We start from the raw sequence: 16,692 nt of genomic DNA on the forward strand, positions 1-16,692 counted from the left end.
AGAGAATACAATGATTACAACTGAAATTAAACGAGTTAAAAATCACATTAACGGTGAGTGGGTTGAATCGACAGGTACGGAAGTAGAAGCAGTTCCAAATCCAGCGACTGGAAAAATTATCGCTTACGTTCCACTATCTCCAAAAGAGGATGTTGAAAAAGCTGTTGAAGCGGCAAAAGCAGCATTCGAAACATGGTCTAAAGTACCAGTTCCGAATCGTTCAAGAAATTTATATAAATATTTACAGCTATTACAAGAACACAAAGATGAGCTTGCAAAAATCATTACGCTAGAAAATGGTAAGACGCTAACGGATGCAACAGGTGAAGTACAGCGTGGTATTGAAGCAGTAGAACTTGCAACATCGGCACCTAATTTAATGATGGGACAAGCGCTTCCGAATATTGCTAGCGGAATTGATGGATCAATTTGGCGCTACCCAATCGGAGTTGTTGCTGGTATTACACCGTTCAACTTCCCAATGATGATTCCATTATGGATGTTCCCACTTGCAATTGCTTGCGGTAATACATTCGTATTAAAAACATCGGAAAGAACGCCACTTTTAGCGGAGCGACTTGTAGAATTATTCTATGAAGCAGGTTTCCCAAAAGGCGTATTAAATTTAGTACAAGGCGGAAAAGATGTTGTAAATAGCATTTTAGAAAATAAAGATATTCAAGCTGTTTCGTTCGTTGGCTCTGAGCCGGTAGCTCGTTACGTATATGAAACAGGTACAAAACACGGAAAACGTGTACAAGCGTTAGCAGGTGCGAAAAACCATGCGATTGTAATGCCAGATTGCAATCTTGAGAAAACAGTACAAGGTGTAATTGGATCTGCATTTGCAAGTAGTGGAGAGCGCTGTATGGCATGCTCAGTAGTAGCAGTAGTGGATGAAATTGCTGATGAATTCATTGATGTATTAGTAGCAGAAACGAAAAAATTAAAAGTAGGCGATGGCTTTAACGAAGATAACTATGTTGGACCATTAATCCGTGAATCTCATAAAGAGCGCGTTTTAGGCTATATTAATAGCGGTGTAGCAGATGGGGCAACTTTATTAGTAGATGGCCGTAAAATTAATGAAGAAGTTGGAGAAGGTTACTTTGTAGGTGCGACAATCTTTGATGGCGTGAATCAAGAAATGAAAATTTGGCAAGATGAAATTTTTGCTCCAGTATTAAGCATTGTACGTGTTAAAGATTTAGAAGAAGGTATTAAACTAACAAATCAATCTAAATTTGCAAACGGTGCGGTTATTTATACGTCAAATGGTAAACATGCACAAACATTCCGTGATAACATCGATGCTGGTATGATCGGTGTAAATGTAAACGTTCCAGCACCAATGGCATTCTTCGCATTTGCAGGAAATAAAGCTTCATTCTTTGGTGATTTAGGTACAAATGGTACAGATGGCGTTCAATTCTATACACGTAAAAAAGTTGTAACTGAGCGCTGGTTTTAATATAGAGTAAACAGCCAAATCAACTATTAAATGAAACCCACCACCACTATTAATAGTGGTGGTGGGTTTCATCTTGTTAATTATTTTTTTCAAAAGCTAGTTTAATACCAAATCCAATTAGGACGACTCCTGTTAGCCCTTGAATATAACGTTGCGTCTTTGGTTTTTTCATAAAAGCACTAATTTTATCAATTAAAAATATATAAAATGCAAACCAAATGACTGTTAAAACGAGGTAAGTAAGACCCATTACAAGAAGTTGAATAAATGTATTATGATTTGGATTTAAAAATTGCGGTAAAAAAGTTAAAAAGAAGACTGCAACTTTAGGATTTAATAAATTTGTAAGAAATCCTTGGCGAAAGCAAGAAGTATGTTCGTTTTCATTATTCAAAGATAGATCATTTGTATCTAAGTTTTCTTTGTTTCTTACTGCTAAAAGGGCTTTAATACCGATATATATTAAATAGAGAGCCCCAACGTACTTGAAAATAGAAAATAAAAGAGCTGACTTTACAATAAGTGCAGAAAGACCAATTACAGCAGCTAAAGTATGAATTAATAGTGCAATACATGTACCAAACACTGTTTTCACTCCACCGACTTTACCAGCAACCAATGTGTTTTTCGTAGCCATTGCTGTATCTGGACCAGGTAAAATGATAAGGCAAATAGACATAATGATGAAAAGAAGATAATTTTCTATCATAGCCGCCCCTCCTTTTTATTTTTAGAATATTTGATTAAAATCAGTGTAGCACAAAAATGTATTTAATAAAATTAAATTTTATTAAAAATTATTAAATAAAAAAAGGCTATATAGTAGCTGTAATTTCACTACTATATAGCCTCGATTTTATCCCGCTATTTGCGAGTAGTAAGATTTCCACCGCACAAGATTTAGCTGAAGCAAAGAAGTTAGGTGGGGGATGAACAAAACACCCACTCATTACAGTTTCATTTTATGCATTAAGTAAATTAAAGAAACGATTCACATCTTCTTCTGAAACGTCACTTAACTGTTTATATTTATAATTCGGATTTTGATCTTTATCAACGACAACGGAGCGTACTCCTTCGAAGAAATCTTCATGTCTCATGAAGTTTTTAGCAAGTATAAGGTCCGTAGCGAAACATTCTTCAACGGATTTATCTTGTCCATCAATAAACTGTTTTAATGTTACTTTTAGTGAAATAGGTGATTTTGATAACAGTGTTTCTTTCGTTTTTAGAGCAAAGGAGCTTTCATCTTTCTCCAATGAATGGATGATTTCTTCAATTGTATCGTAAGCAAAATGTGAATTAATTACTTCTAATGAAGGAGTCAGCTCGCTTTCTAAGTTTGGAGCAGTTGCGAATGTACGAATAACTTCTTTTAAATTAGTATGTACATCATCTTCTTTATGCCAATTTACACTTTCAAGTTCAGTAAGAAACTCTGGTAATGAATCAGATGTCATAAAGTAATCAGCAGCATTAATAAATAATACGTCAGAAGCTTTTAAAATAGATGCTGTTAAAGCAACGAAGCGTCCTGTATATCCAGGTGCTTTATTTAAGAAATATGCAGCTCCGACGTCTGGGAAGAAGCCGATATTCATCTCTGGCATTGCCCATTTCGTACGTTCAGTTACAATGCGATACTTCGCACCATTTGTAAGACCGACACCACCGCCCATTACAATTCCATCTAAACAAGCAATAATCGGTTTTGTATATTGATAAATATATGTATCAATTTCATACTCTTCTTCAAAAAAACGTTCTGCATGTTGCAATGCCACTTCATTGGAACGCGCTTCATAAAGAGTTTTAATGTCGCCACCTGCACAAAAACCTTTTGTGCCAGCTCCTTTTAACACGATAAGTGCAATACGCTCATCGTGTTCCCACTCTTTAAGTTTTTGTCCGATAGGTTGTAACATGTCATAAGATAAAGAATTAAGTGCTTTTGGACGGTTTAAAGTAATTGTTGCAACGCCGTTTTCACTAACAGAAAATAAAACGTGTTCAGTCATAATGCATCCTCCCTTACATATCTTCTTATTCTTAATTCTTGATATGTACTGAAATGTCCTTTATAAATTTTGTCAAAAGTTGACGGTAAATATTAATTTGGTCACCGCATATTTTGACGAGTTATCTTTGCAGGATTTCAGAGACTGAGGGGGAATATTACAACATTACTGTAAGTGTAATTATTTGAAGTTATAATGATAAAAGCGCTATTATATAGGTGTGAATTGTTCATTATCAATTCTAAAAAGAGTGTTTGAAGAAAAAATGAATCGTACAATTGTAATAAGAAATTTTGCACTGAATTAGAAATAGAGAAAGGAGAAATCGGAATGCCAGGACCTTTACTATTGTCGGTTATTATTTTGTCTTCTTTAATGATAGGGATAACGCAGTATTTTCATCATACAGATACGACAGAAGAAGTGAAGGATAAAGTACGTCTCGTATTTCCGATTTTTATAATATCTATTTCATTCTGTATTTTATTAAATAAAGATGGGTACATTGTCGCAGTGTTCTCATTTTTCGTCGCAATCGTTTTAATTACCGTTTTATATTATGTAATGAAAGACTTTATACAAAAATAAAGATGTCACAATAGGCATTTTTATTTTGGAGAAAATATAAAATTTCACATACCGTACTTTATATAAAATACATAAAACATATAACAATAGAAAAGTGTGTACTTTGCTGTGTATGTACTTGTCAATCTTGCATAGCCACTATACTATTAAAATGTAGAGATTATAAAAAGGGGTTGTATCTATCATGAAATTTGAGATGCACACAAAAATTATTTCAAATGAAAAAGAAGTAAGATTACATATTGAAGAAAATATATTTCAATTAATATTGGATGGTTATCACTTATTTACAATTCAAGAAATATTGCCTTTATATAAATCAAATGAAGAAAGAATTGGAAGTGCAACGATATTGAAGCTAGAGTGGGAGAACGGAAAAACTACAATAAACTATCAACTCGTTTCACTAAAATCAGTAAATTAAAAGGAGTAGAAAAATATGAAGTTATTTCATACAGCGGATTGGCATTTAGGTAAGCTTGTTCATGGCGTGTATATGACTGAAGACCAAAAGATTGTATTAGATCAGTTTGTACAGGCTGTTGAAGAAGAAAAACCAGATGCTGTAATTATTGCAGGGGATTTATATGACCGAGCAATTCCACCTACAGAAGCAGTAGACTTATTAAATGATGTGCTGCAAAAAATAGTTATTGATTTACAAACACCAGTTATTGCAGTAGCTGGTAATCATGATAGTCCGGATCGTATCCATTTTGGGAGTAGTTTAATGAAAAAACAGGGATTACATATTGCAGGCCAATTTCAATTCCCGTATGAACCTGTTGTACTAAGTGATGAATATGGGGAGGTTCACTTCCATCTAATACCGTATGCAGACCCAAGCATAGTTAGACACGTGTTGAAAAATGAAGACGTACGTTCTCATGATGATGCGATGCGCATTTTTATGAATGAGCTCTCTGAAACAATGGATAAAGAAGCTAGACATGTATTTGTTGGACATGCATTTGTAACTTCTTCAGGAGAAGCGGAGGAGAATACAAGTGATGCAGAACGACCACTTTCAATTGGTGGTGCTGAATATGTAAATAGTCATTATTTTGATAAGTTTCATTACACAGCGCTTGGACATTTACATCAAGCGCATTTCGTACGTAATGAGACCATTCGATATTCAGGTTCACCACTTGCCTATTCAATTTCTGAAGAGAAACATAAAAAAGGTTATTACATTGTAGAACTGAATGAAACTGGTGAAGTAGCAATTGAAAAAAGGTTACTTTCACCACGTCGTAAAATGCGAACAGTAGAAGCGAAAATAGATGAATTATTACAGCATCCAGTAAGTGAAGATTACGTATTTGTAAAATTATTAGATGAAAACCCTGTCTTACAGCCAATGGAGAAAATACGATCTGTATATCCAAATGCAATGCACGTTGAAAGAGCGATGCAAAGGCGAGAACTCACAGATACAAATGAAGTAACGGTTTCAAGACATAAAACGGATGATTTATCTCTTTTAAAGGCTTTCTATAAAGAAATGAAAGGGTTAGATTTATCAGAAGAGAAAGAACGCCTATTTATAGATGTATTACAAACAGTGCAAGAACGGGAAGGTGAACGAGGATGAGACCGATTCAGCTTATTATGACAGCATTCGGGCCATATAAACAGAAAGAAGTAATCGATTTTGAAGATCTTGGAGAACATCGTATTTTCGCTATTTCTGGGAATACGGGAGCTGGAAAAACAACGATTTTTGATGCGATTTGTTATGTGTTATATGGTGAGGCTAGTGGAGAAGAACGTAGTGATACGAGCATGCTTCGAAGTCAATTTGCTGATGATGATGTTTATACAAGTGTAGAACTAACCTTTCAATTAAAAGGGAAACGCTATGAAATAAAAAGACAACTTGGACATAAAAAACAAGGGAATAAGACCATTACAGGACATGCAGTAGAATTATATGAAGTTATTGATGGAGAAAACGTTCCAGCCGTCGATCGTTTTCATGTAACAGACGTAAACAAAAAAGTGGAAGATTTAATTGGGTTAAGTAAACATCAATTTAGTCAAATTGTTATGTTACCACAAGGTGAATTCCGAAAACTATTAACATCTGAGACGGAAAACAAAGAAGAGATTTTACGTCGTATTTTTAAAACGGATCGTTATAAATTAATGCGTGAGTTACTTGATCAAAAGAGAAAACAATGGAAAGACGTCTTGCAAGAAAAACAAAAAGAGAGAGAGCTCTATTTCCGTAATGTTTTTAAATTACCAATCCGTGATGGAGCATTATTAGAGACATTAGCGGCACAAGAACATGTAAATACGCATCAAGTAGTAGAAGCGTTAGAACAAGAAACAACAGTGTATAAGGCAGAGGTTGAGCAATTACAAGTAGAACAAGATGTTCAAACGAAGCAATTAAAGGATGCAGAAACACGTTTTCATGCAGCAAAATCTGTAAATGAGAAATTTATAGATTTACAACAAAAGAATGAGAAATATAACACTTTACAAGAGAACCGTGCAGCAATTGAAAGGAAAGAAAAATCCTTTAAACGTGCGGAACAAGCAAAGCGCTTATTACCATTTGAACAATGGTATGAAGAAGCGATGCAAAATGAGCAGAAAGCTGAAAGTTTGTTAAAACAGATAATCGTCAAACAAGAACAGATAATGAACAGCTTTGAACTTGCTCAGGAGAAGTATGAAGTAGTAAAGAATAAAGAAGCTGAACGAGAAGAGGCTAAAAAACTTGTTCAAAGATTAGAAGAGTTACAAGCAATCATTGAATCATTAGCTGAGAGAAAGCTGAATTTACAAAATGCCGAAATTCAAATAGGGAAATTAAAAGAAAGTATGCAAAAGTTGGATCAACAACTAGAAGAGCATACAAGCCAAAAACAGAGAATGTCTGATGAATTGCAGCAATTAGAACAAGCACTTGAGCAATATGTAGCTAAAGTAGAAGAACTAACGAATATGCGAGAAGATGCAAAAGTGTTAAAGCAAGCATATGATGTTTGGCAAGAAAAACAAAAATTCGAGCAAGAAAAAGAAGTGGCAAATAATAAAATGCACGTGGCAGTTCGTGCATATGAAAACATGGAGCGCCGTTGGTTAAGTGAACAAGCTGGTATATTAGCTCTTCATTTACATGACGGTGCATCTTGTCCGGTATGTGGTAGTACGAATCATCCGCAAAAAGCTACAGAGCAAAGTAATGCGATCGATGAAAAAGAGTTAAACGATTTAAGAGATAAGAAGAACATTGCTGAAAAATTACATGTGCAAGTAGAGGAGAAATGGAATTTTTATCGACTACAATATGAACAAGTGATAGAAGAAGTTGTGAAGCGTGGCTATAACTCCGAAAAATTAGTTGAAACATATAGTGTACTTGTTCAAAAAGGAAAACAATTAGCAGCAGACGTTAATACGTTAAAAGCAAGTGAAGAAACACGTAAGCAGATTGCTGTGAACATGAAAAGCGTAGAAGAAAAAATAGAAGAACTTCAGAAACAAAAACGGGAAGTAGAAACAATGCAGCACCGTACAGAAATGGAGTGCATGCAACTTCGTACGTCATATGAACATGATAAACGAAATATTCCAGAAAACTTGCAAACAGTACAAGCTTGGAAAGCACAGTTTGACCAAGCTATGCACGAACTTAGGTTAATGGAGGACGAATGGAAGAAAGTGCAGGAAGCGTATCAACATTGGCAAAATGAAAATATACGTATTCAAGCAGAACAGAAAGGTGCTTCTAATCAATTTGAAAGTGCAAAATTGAAGAAAGAAGAGACTTTCGCACGCTTTATGAAAGAGCTAGAACAAAGCGGATTTACAGATCAATTCACGTATAAAGAAGCCAAATTAAGCGATGCCGAGATGGAGATGTTACAGAAAGAAATTCAAGGTTATTATTCATCTCTTGAAGTGCTTGCAAAACAAATTGAAGAGCTAAACTCAGAATTAAAAGATAAAGAGTATATGGATATTACATCTTTAGGTGAACACATAAAAGAACTAGAAATTAATCTCGATATAATTAAAGAAAAACGTCAACGTGCGCAAAATGCGGTAACATATATTTCTGATTTACATGAAAACATTAGACGTATTGACGAACAAATTCACGAGGAAGAAAAAGCCTTCCAAGAACTTGTTGATTTATATGAAGTAATGAAAGGTGATAACGAAAGTCGTATATCATTTGAACGTTACATCTTAATTGAGTATTTAGAACAAATTGTTCAAATCGCAAACGAACGACTACGTAAATTATCAAATGGACAATTTTATTTAAAACGAAGTGAACGAGTTGAAAAAAGAAACCGTCAAAGTGGATTAGGCTTAGATGTGTACGATGCATACACTGGCCAAACGCGCGATGTAAAAACATTATCCGGCGGAGAGAAATTTAACGCATCACTTTGCTTAGCGCTAGGAATGGCAGATGTCATTCAAGCATATGAAGGTGGTATTTCCATCGAAACGATGTTCATCGATGAAGGGTTCGGTTCATTAGATGAAGAATCATTAACGAAAGCAGTTGATGCCTTAATTGACCTACAAAAATCAGGCCGATTTATCGGTGTCATTTCACACGTACAAGAGCTGAAAAACGCAATGCCAGCTGTATTAGAAGTAACGAAGCAGAAGGATGGGTGTAGTCAGACTAGGTTTGTGGTGAAGTAAGCTTAGAAAATGGAGTAGGGAATCTATCGATACTTTTAGTGTCATATGTATGAATCATAAAACGTCGTCTCTTCATATTAGAGGCGACGTTTTATTTTATAAAATATCTATGAATTATCTGTAGAAGGCGGCGTATTCTCCAAACGATTATAAGCTTTAAAAGCTGAAATTGCCGATATAACCCCGCCTACTAAAAATAAAGTCGATCCTCCAACTAAGATGATACGACTGACATATGTTTCCCGTGCTTCTTCGACTTCTTCTTGTAACGCTGTAGGCATATGAATCCCCCTTTATAAAAGTTGTTTTATAGATAGTATATACAAACGCCTAAAATGTGTTAAAATAACTGATGATTTTATGTAGTGGATAATTAGATGAGTAGGATGCGAGTGGCTAAATAAATCTTCATCATAAATTTATGCGAACTTCACATAGAGCACATATTAACATTGTATTATGTATATGTACCAAATAAATAAAGTGAATGTAAGTTCTGTTTTCAAAAATTTAAAATCCTTTTATTTCTATATAAAAGTTTTAATCGAGGGTTTTAAAAATTTTGGAAATAGATCTTATAAAAATGGAATTCATATAAAAGGGGAATGTCTTATGACAACATATACAAGTGAAATGAAAAAAACTTTAGTTTCAGAAGAAGATGTAGATATTTTAAAAATTATGGCGCATCCAATCCGACTGCAAATTGTAAATGAATTAAGTACAAGAAAAACTTGTAATGTAACACAATTAACAGAGTTACTGAACATCCCGCAATCTACTGTTTCACAACATTTATCAAAAATGAAGGGTAAAGTGTTACGAGCAGAGAGAAGAGGTTTAGAAATTTATTATCATATTAACAATTTAAAAGCGAGTAAGATTGTTAATGTTTTAGGGTATATAAACTAGTGAAATATTTTTATATAAAATAGCCCCTGCTGTTTAGCAGGGGCTATTTTGTGTTGTTTTATGTATTTGTATTTAAAACTTTATAGTTTTTATGATTTACAATTGTTCGATCAAATTCAAAAGTACCACCGCTTACATTTGTAATTTCAACTAAGACCGATTCAGTATAAAGTTTTAGTACAGATCCTGTAATCTTTAAATTGTTTCGTTGAAAAAGTATAGTATCCCCTACGTTTGCTTTCATAGTACCTCCTCATTAAAGACAGAAATATTTTTTTATTATATATATTAAACCACGGATAGATATATTAGTGAATATTTAGTTTTATTTATTGGAAAAAAATTTGTGATTTTATAAAAAATAAGGTGAATCGAAGTATAAAAAATTTTTCTATTGTATTTAATCAGTAGTTTTTTGTATTTCATCCTTCGTTTTTTGTAACTGATTCCATGTTTTTGACGCTCTATATTGTAAGTGCTTACATAAACAGAAACATCTTATACAATGAAGGTGTCAAATCAAAAGAGGTGACCAAAATGAACATAAAAAAAGTAAATTTAGCGAATAGCATTGAAATAGAAAGAGGAGGCGGAAAGATATGAAAAAATCAACTGTTAATCCATGGTTTGTTGTCCTTGGCACAGTCATAGTACAAATGGGGCTTGGGACGATATATACATGGAGTTTATTCAATCAGCCTTTAGTTAGTAAATACGGTTGGAGTCTTAACGCTGTTGCGATAACTTTTTCAATTACTAGTCTATCTTTAGCATTTTCAACTTTATTTGCGAGTAAATTGCAAGAAAAATGGGGACTTCGTAAACTTATTATGATAGCTGGATTAGCATTAGGACTAGGGTTAATACTTAGCTCACAAGCGTCCTCATTAATATTACTTTATGTACTAGCAGGAGTTGTTGTAGGTTATGCAGATGGTACAGCATATATCACTTCACTATCAAATTTAATAAAGTGGTTTCCAGAGCGTAAAGGTTTAATTGCTGGTATTTCTGTCTCTGCATATGGTTCAGGTAGCTTAATCTTTAAATACGTTAACGCACAGTTGATTGAATCAGTTGGTGTATCGCAAGCATTTATATACTGGGGTTTAATTGTTACAGCTATGATTGTAATTGGTGCTTGTTTAATCCATCAAGCTGCAGATCAAGGAGCAGTTCATGAAACAAAAACTAAGGAATACACAACGAAAGAAATGTTAGGCACAAAACAAGTATACTTATTATTTATCATGTTATTTACATCATGTATGAGTGGCTTATACTTAATTGGTATGGTAAAAGACATTGGTGTTCAACTTGTAGGGCTTAGCGCAGCAACAGCAGCTAATGCGGTGGCTATGGTTGCAATCTTCAATACATTAGGTCGTATCATTTTAGGACCGTTATCGGATAAAATTGGGCGTTTAAAAATCGTTACTGGTACTTTTGTTGTTATGGCGAGTTCAGTCTTAGTTCTAAGTTTTGTAGATTTAAATTATGGTATTTACTTCGTATGTGTAGCAAGTGTAGCGTTTTGCTTTGGTGGAAATATCACTATTTTCCCAGCTATTGTTGGTGATTTCTTCGGTATGAAAAACCATAGTAAGAACTACGGAATTGTGTATCAAGGATTTGGATTTGGGGCGCTTGCAGGTTCCTTTATCGGTGCACTTCTAGGTGGATTCAAACCAACGTTCATGGTGATCGGTGTATTATGTGTCGTGTCATTCATTATCGCAATTTTAATTCAAGCACCTAAACAGAAAAAAGAACAAGAAGAAGAGTATCGCAGCGTAGCATAAGTATACAAATCTTCTATAACACTATGATTACGAAAAAGCATCCTATTCTATTAATTAGGATGCTTTTTTTATGAGTTATTTTAACAAGGTTAAATTACTTTTGGGATTTTTATAGATGTAAAAGTGAGTGGAATACCCATTTGGAATATATTAGAATATGATAAATTGATACATCGTATTCGAAATATATATTAAATCTTAAATGGTAAAGAAGACATTCATTAGTATTTGTAAGATATATTTTCAGAAAAATATTGAGAAAATATATACTTGAGTTTTTCATAAAGCATTGTAAATGAACGTATCTCTAGTTTATCTTCTTCAATTTTAAAAAGAGGAGTTTGAATTTTATTTATAATATAAGTACATTCAATGCGTTTAGGTATGATTTTATTAAGAAGCATTAAAATACTTTGTCTGAAAAATAAAAAAAGATTGACAAGTTTATTGAGAAACATTATCATTTCGGTGTAAGATAGTAAATGAAAAACATTATCAATAAAATGGATTTTAAAGTAATGCGCACTTGACCAATTAGTTTAGTAAGTGTATTATTTTTTACAACACAACTGATAATGAAAATCAATATCATTGGTGTTACTTAATGAATTTAATGTTTATGTGAAAGGATAGAGAAAATGAACTTAGGGGAATTTGATGGGAAAACAGTTTTAGTAACAGGTGCAGCACAAGGCATAGGCAGTGTTGTTGCCAAAATGTTTTTAGAAAGAGGAGCCACAGTTATTGCGGTTGATCAAAATGAAGAGGGGTTAAATGTACTCTTAAATCAAAATGAATTAAATAATACACGTATGAAAACGTTTCGTTTAGACGTGAGTGATAGCACTGCTGTTGATGACATGGTAAATCATATTGCAAATGAAATAGCGCCAATAGATATTTTAGTAAACGTTGCAGGGATTTTGCGTATGGGACCAATTCATTCGTTAAGTGATGAAGATTGGAATAAAACATTCTCTGTAAATACTACAGGGGTTTTCAATATGTCCCGAGCGGTAAGTAAAAATATGATGTTAAGAAAATCAGGGGCAATTGTTACAGTCGGTTCAAATGCGGCAAATACGCCGAGAATGGAGATGGCTGCGTATGCTGCGTCAAAGGCTGCAACGACGATGTTTATGAAATGTTTAGGACTAGAGCTTGCGGCATACAATATACGCTGCAACTTAGTTTCTCCAGGTTCTACTGAAACTGAGATGCAAAGATTACTATGGGCTGATGAGAATGGAGCTAAAAATATAATTGCTGGTTCTCAAAATACATATAGACTCGGAATTCCATTACAAAAAATTGCACAACCTTCAGAAGTTGCTGAAGCCGTGTTATTTTTAGCCTCAGATAGAGCAAGTCATATTACAATGCACAATTTATGTGTCGATGGCGGTGCTACGTTAGGAGTTTAATAAAAATTCAGGAGGTTATTATATTATGAATGAACATATAGCTGTAAAGGAATTGTCAGAAAAACTTTTAGAAGATTATAAGACTGAATCTTCATTCTTTTTTGCTTCACCAACTCGAACTATATTAGCAGAAGGAGAGTTTACTACAGTAAAGCATCGTGAAATTGAAAATTTCCCAGAGCTTGTGCAAGCGACATTAAGTAATGCGAAACAAGCTGGAAATCCAAATCCTATCGTTGTGGGTGCTTTGCCATTTGATCGTAGAAAAGAAGTCCAACTTATCGTACCAGAATATAGTAGAATTTCTGAGCGTTTACAATTGGATACAACAAATCAGCTTGAAACAAATGAGAACGTAACATTTGAAATGACGCCAGTACCAGACCCTGAAGTTTATATGAATGGTGTGAAGCAAGGAATTAAAAAAATACAGGACGGTGATTTAAAGAAAATCGTTCTATCTAGATCGTTAGATGTTAAATCTTCCGAAAAGATTGATAAGCAAAAACTTCTGCGAGAATTAGCAGAACATAATAAGCATGGTTATACATTTGCTGTGAATTTACCGAAAGATGAAAAAGAGAACAGTAAGACGCTAATTGGAGCAAGTCCTGAATTGCTTGTTTCACGTAATGGTATGCAAGTTATTTCTAATCCGTTAGCTGGTTCAAGGCCACGTAGTGAGGACCCAGTAGAAGATAAAAGAAGGGCAGAGGAATTACTTTCTTCTCCAAAAGATTTACATGAACATGCGGTAGTAGTTGAAGCGGTTGCCGCTGCACTTCGTCCGTATTGTCATACATTACATGTTCCAGAAAAGCCATCAGTTATTCATAGTGAAGCGATGTGGCATTTGTCTACAGAAGTGAAAGGTGAACTGAAGGATCCAAATACTTCTTCTTTACAATTAGCAATTGCCCTTCATCCTACGCCAGCAGTTTGCGGAACTCCGATGGAAAAAGCAAGAGAGGCTATACAGCATATCGAGCCATTTGACCGCGAGTTCTTTACAGGAATGCTAGGATGGAGCGATTTAAATGGAGATGGAGAATGGATTGTTACAATTCGTTGTGCTGAAGTACAAGAAAATACACTGCGTTTATATGCAGGAGCTGGAGTTGTCGCTGAGTCAAAACCAGAAGATGAGTTAGCAGAAACATCAGCTAAGTTCCAAACAATGCTAAAAGCTTTAGGGTTAAGAGATAGTTCACTTAATGAAAAATAGGGGGAAGAAAGAATGCTAGTAGGTTATACAGAATGGCCAAAAGAATTTGCCGATCATTATCGAGAAGAAGGATGTTGGCTTGGTGAAACATTTGGAGGAGTATTAAGAGAGCGGGCTGAGAAATATGGAGATCGAATCGCGGTTGTAAGTGGTAAGAAGCATATAACATATAGTGAACTTGATAAAAATGCAGATCGTTTAGCAGCAGGTTTACTGAATTTAGGAATAAAGAAAGAGGACAGAGTTGTAATCCAGTTACCTAACATTATCGAGTTTTTCGAAATATGTTTTGCACTATTTCGAATTGGAGCGCTTCCTGTCTTCGCACTACCTTCACATCGAAGCAGTGAAATTAGTTATTTTTGTGAGTTTGGCGAGGCGAGCGCTTACGTTATTTCAGATAAGGCTCTCGGTTTTGATTATCGAAAACTAGCAAGAGAAGTGAAAGAGAAAGTGCCAACTTTACAACGTGTAATTGTAGTGGGGGAAGAAGAAGAGTTTGTGAACATAAATGATCTGTATATGGATCCCGTCTCATTACCAGAAGTTCAGCCAAGTGATGTTGCATTTCTCCAATTATCAGGAGGGACAACAGGTCTTTCTAAATTAATTCCTAGAACACATGATGACTATATTTATAGTTTACGTGTAAGCGCTGAAATTTGTAATTTGAATGCAGAAAGCGTCTATATGGCAGTTCTTCCGGTAGCACACAATTACCCAATGAGTTCTCCAGGGACATTTGGAACTTTCTATGCGGGTGGAAAAGTGGTATTGGCAACTGGTGGTAGTCCAGATGAGGCATTTGCTCTTATTGAAAAAGAAAAAGTTACAATTACAGCGCTCGTTCCGCCATTAGCAATGATTTGGCTTGATGCTGCATCTTCTCGTAATACCGATTTATCGAGCCTAGAGGTTATTCAAGTAGGTGGTGCTAAGTTTAGCGCTGAGGTTGCAAGACGTATACGCCCTACATTTGGATGTACGTTACAGCAAGTATTCGGTATGGCGGAAGGATTAGTGAACTATACAAGATTAGACGATCCGGAAGAAATTATTATTCATACACAAGGTAGACCAATGTCTGCACTCGATGAAGTACGAGTTGTTGATGAAAATGACAACGATGTACAACCTGGCGAAGTAGGTAGTTTATTAACAAGAGGTCCATATACAATTCGTGGTTACTATAAAGCTGAAGAGCATAATGCACGATCATTTACAAAGGATGGGTTTTATCGCACAGGTGATCTTGTAAAAGTAAATGAACAAGGATACATCATTGTAGAAGGAAGAGATAAAGATCAAATTAACCGTGGTGGTGAGAAAGTTGCTGCGGAAGAAGTTGAAAATCATTTATTAGCACACGATGCGGTCCATGACGTAGCAATTGTATCTATGCCTGACGATTATTTAGGTGAACGCACCTGTGCTTTTGTTATAGCTCGCGAACAAGTTCCGGCAGTAAGTGAATTAAAAATGTTTTTAAGAGAACGTGGTATAGCGGCTTATAAAATTCCAGATCGAATTGAATTTATTGAATCATTCCCGCAAACAGGAGTCGGAAAAGTCAGCAAAAAAGAACTACGTAAAGTCATTGCTGAAAAACTTATTACAGTAAAACAATAATAAAAACCGGAAGGAAGTGATTAGATGGCTATCCCATCTATTTCAGTATATAAAATGCCAATTGAATCAGAACTACCAAAAAATAAAGTGAATTGGACACCAGACCCGAAACGTGCAGTACTTTTAATTCATGACATGCAAGAATATTTTCTTGATGCATATAGCGATAAAGAATCACCAAAAGTAGAACTTATTTCAAATATTAAAATGATAAGAGAAAAATGTAAACAACTTGGTATACCAGTTGTTTATACAGCGCAACCTGGTGGACAAACGTTAGAACAAAGAGGTTTATTACAAGACTTTTGGGGTGACGGTATTCCTGCTGGACCAGATAAAAAGAAAATTGTTGATGAACTTACTCCTGATGAGGATGATATATTCCTAACAAAATGGAGATATAGTGCATTTAAAAAGACAAATCTATTAGAAATTTTAAATGAACAAGGAAGAGATCAACTCATTATTTGCGGTATTTATGCGCATATTGGATGCCTTTTAACAGCTTGTGAAGCATTTATGGATGGTATAGAGCCGTTCTTTGTAGCAGATGCAGTTGCTGATTTTTCACTAGAACATCATAAACAAGCATTGGAGTATGCATCTAATAGATGCGCAGTAACGACATCAACAAACCTACTGTTAAAAGATTTACAAAGTGTAAAAGGTGATGAGAGTGAAGGAATCACTATACAGCAAGTACATGAACTAGTTGCACAACTACTTCGTGAGTCAGTAGAGAGTATTGATATTGATGAGGACTTATTAAATAGAGGGCTTGATTCGGTCAGAATTATGAGTTTAGTAGAGAAGTGGCGTCGTGAAGGGAAAGAAATCACGTTTGCAGATTTAGCAGAACGTCCAACTGTTGCAGGTTGGTACAGCTTACTATCTTCACAAACAGCACAGGTGCTGTAACAAATAGACTACATAATAAAGG

15 protein-coding genes are annotated in these 16,692 nt (G+C 34.8%); 11 read left to right on the forward strand and 4 right to left on the reverse strand.

The genetic code is table 11. The features are described 5' to 3' along the window. Positions 1–10: 10 nt before the first annotated feature. Positions 11–1,471: a CoA-acylating methylmalonate-semialdehyde dehydrogenase gene (locus IBT51_RS21355; RefSeq protein ID WP_200458577.1), complete on the forward strand. Its 1,461-nt coding sequence runs from the start codon at positions 11–13 to the stop codon at positions 1,469–1,471. 76 nt (positions 1,472–1,547) lie between these two features. On the opposite strand, the gene IBT51_RS21360 is transcribed toward IBT51_RS21355, so the two are convergent. Then, positions 1,548–2,180: a LysE family translocator gene (locus IBT51_RS21360; RefSeq protein WP_000572360.1), complete on the reverse strand. Its 633-nt coding sequence runs from the start codon at positions 2,178–2,180 to the stop codon at positions 1,548–1,550. 253 nt (positions 2,181–2,433) lie between these two features. Further along, entirely contained in the window at positions 2,434–3,489 is a 1,056-nt protein-coding gene (locus tag IBT51_RS21365) for an enoyl-CoA hydratase/isomerase family protein (protein ID WP_074047299.1), read from the reverse strand. A gap of 330 nt (positions 3,490–3,819) precedes the next feature. Here IBT51_RS21365 and IBT51_RS21370 point away from each other — a divergent pair, with 330 nt between their 5' ends. From IBT51_RS21370 to IBT51_RS21385, 4 genes are all read left to right on the forward strand, one after another. Further along, entirely contained in the window at positions 3,820–4,077 is a 258-nt protein-coding gene (locus IBT51_RS21370; protein ID WP_001119409.1) for a hypothetical protein, read from the forward strand. 184 nt (positions 4,078–4,261) lie between these two features. Next, a complete protein-coding gene (locus IBT51_RS21375; RefSeq protein WP_000667344.1) occupies positions 4,262–4,501 on the forward strand; it encodes a DUF2584 family protein in 240 nt (79 codons plus the stop codon). A 15-nt stretch (positions 4,502–4,516) separates the two neighbouring features. Next, positions 4,517–5,674 carry an exonuclease SbcCD subunit D gene (locus IBT51_RS21380; RefSeq protein ID WP_078400722.1) on the forward strand — a complete coding sequence of 386 codons (1,158 nt, stop codon included), beginning with the start codon at positions 4,517–4,519 and terminating at the stop codon, positions 5,672–5,674. Then, a complete protein-coding gene (locus tag IBT51_RS21385) occupies positions 5,671–8,760 on the forward strand; it encodes an AAA family ATPase (RefSeq protein WP_053564564.1) in 3,090 nt (1,029 codons plus the stop codon). The genes IBT51_RS21380 and IBT51_RS21385 overlap by 4 nt, the downstream gene beginning before the upstream one ends. A gap of 107 nt (positions 8,761–8,867) precedes the next feature. On the opposite strand, the gene IBT51_RS21390 is transcribed toward IBT51_RS21385, so the two are convergent. After that, positions 8,868–9,041: a hypothetical protein gene (locus IBT51_RS21390; protein WP_001141668.1), complete on the reverse strand. Its 174-nt coding sequence runs from the start codon at positions 9,039–9,041 to the stop codon at positions 8,868–8,870. A gap of 331 nt (positions 9,042–9,372) precedes the next feature. On the opposite strand from IBT51_RS21390, the gene IBT51_RS21395 reads away from it, so the two are divergent. After that, positions 9,373–9,672, forward strand: coding sequence for an ArsR/SmtB family transcription factor (locus tag IBT51_RS21395; protein WP_000214794.1), 300 nt, complete (start codon positions 9,373–9,375; stop codon positions 9,670–9,672). 58 nt (positions 9,673–9,730) lie between these two features. Here the strand turns inward: IBT51_RS21395 and IBT51_RS21400 are convergent, their stop codons facing one another. Then, positions 9,731–9,916 carry a YkvS family protein gene (locus IBT51_RS21400; protein WP_000646793.1) on the reverse strand — a complete coding sequence of 62 codons (186 nt, stop codon included), beginning with the start codon at positions 9,914–9,916 and terminating at the stop codon, positions 9,731–9,733. A gap of 355 nt (positions 9,917–10,271) precedes the next feature. Between IBT51_RS21400 and IBT51_RS21405 the strand changes: the two genes are divergently transcribed. The 5 genes from IBT51_RS21405 to IBT51_RS21425 all read left to right on the forward strand — a co-directional run bounded on the left by IBT51_RS21405 (position 10,272) and on the right by IBT51_RS21425 (position 16,670). Further along, positions 10,272–11,474, forward strand: a complete 1,203-nt coding sequence (locus tag IBT51_RS21405; protein WP_000750111.1) for an L-lactate MFS transporter — start codon at positions 10,272–10,274, stop codon at positions 11,472–11,474. Between the two features lie 638 nt (positions 11,475–12,112). Further along, positions 12,113–12,898 (forward strand): 2,3-dihydro-2,3-dihydroxybenzoate dehydrogenase, encoded by a 786-nt coding sequence (dhbA, locus tag IBT51_RS21410; RefSeq protein WP_200458576.1) that lies wholly within the window; start codon positions 12,113–12,115, stop codon positions 12,896–12,898. Between the two features lie 25 nt (positions 12,899–12,923). Then, the gene (dhbC, locus tag IBT51_RS21415; protein ID WP_001002071.1) at positions 12,924–14,123 is read left to right on the forward strand and encodes an isochorismate synthase DhbC; all 1,200 of its coding nucleotides are present in this window, start codon (positions 12,924–12,926) and stop codon (positions 14,121–14,123) included. Positions 14,124–14,135: 12 nt separating this feature from the next. Then, positions 14,136–15,752 carry a (2,3-dihydroxybenzoyl)adenylate synthase gene (locus IBT51_RS21420; protein ID WP_053564561.1) on the forward strand — a complete coding sequence of 539 codons (1,617 nt, stop codon included), beginning with the start codon at positions 14,136–14,138 and terminating at the stop codon, positions 15,750–15,752. Between the two features lie 24 nt (positions 15,753–15,776). After that, positions 15,777–16,670 (forward strand): isochorismatase family protein, encoded by an 894-nt coding sequence (locus IBT51_RS21425; protein ID WP_016512869.1) that lies wholly within the window; start codon positions 15,777–15,779, stop codon positions 16,668–16,670. The last annotated feature ends 22 nt before the right edge of the window (positions 16,671–16,692 follow it).

The organism is Bacillus sp. S71, assembly GCF_016625265.1.
GTDB lineage: Bacteria > Bacillota > Bacilli > Bacillales > Bacillaceae_G > Bacillus_A > Bacillus_A cereus.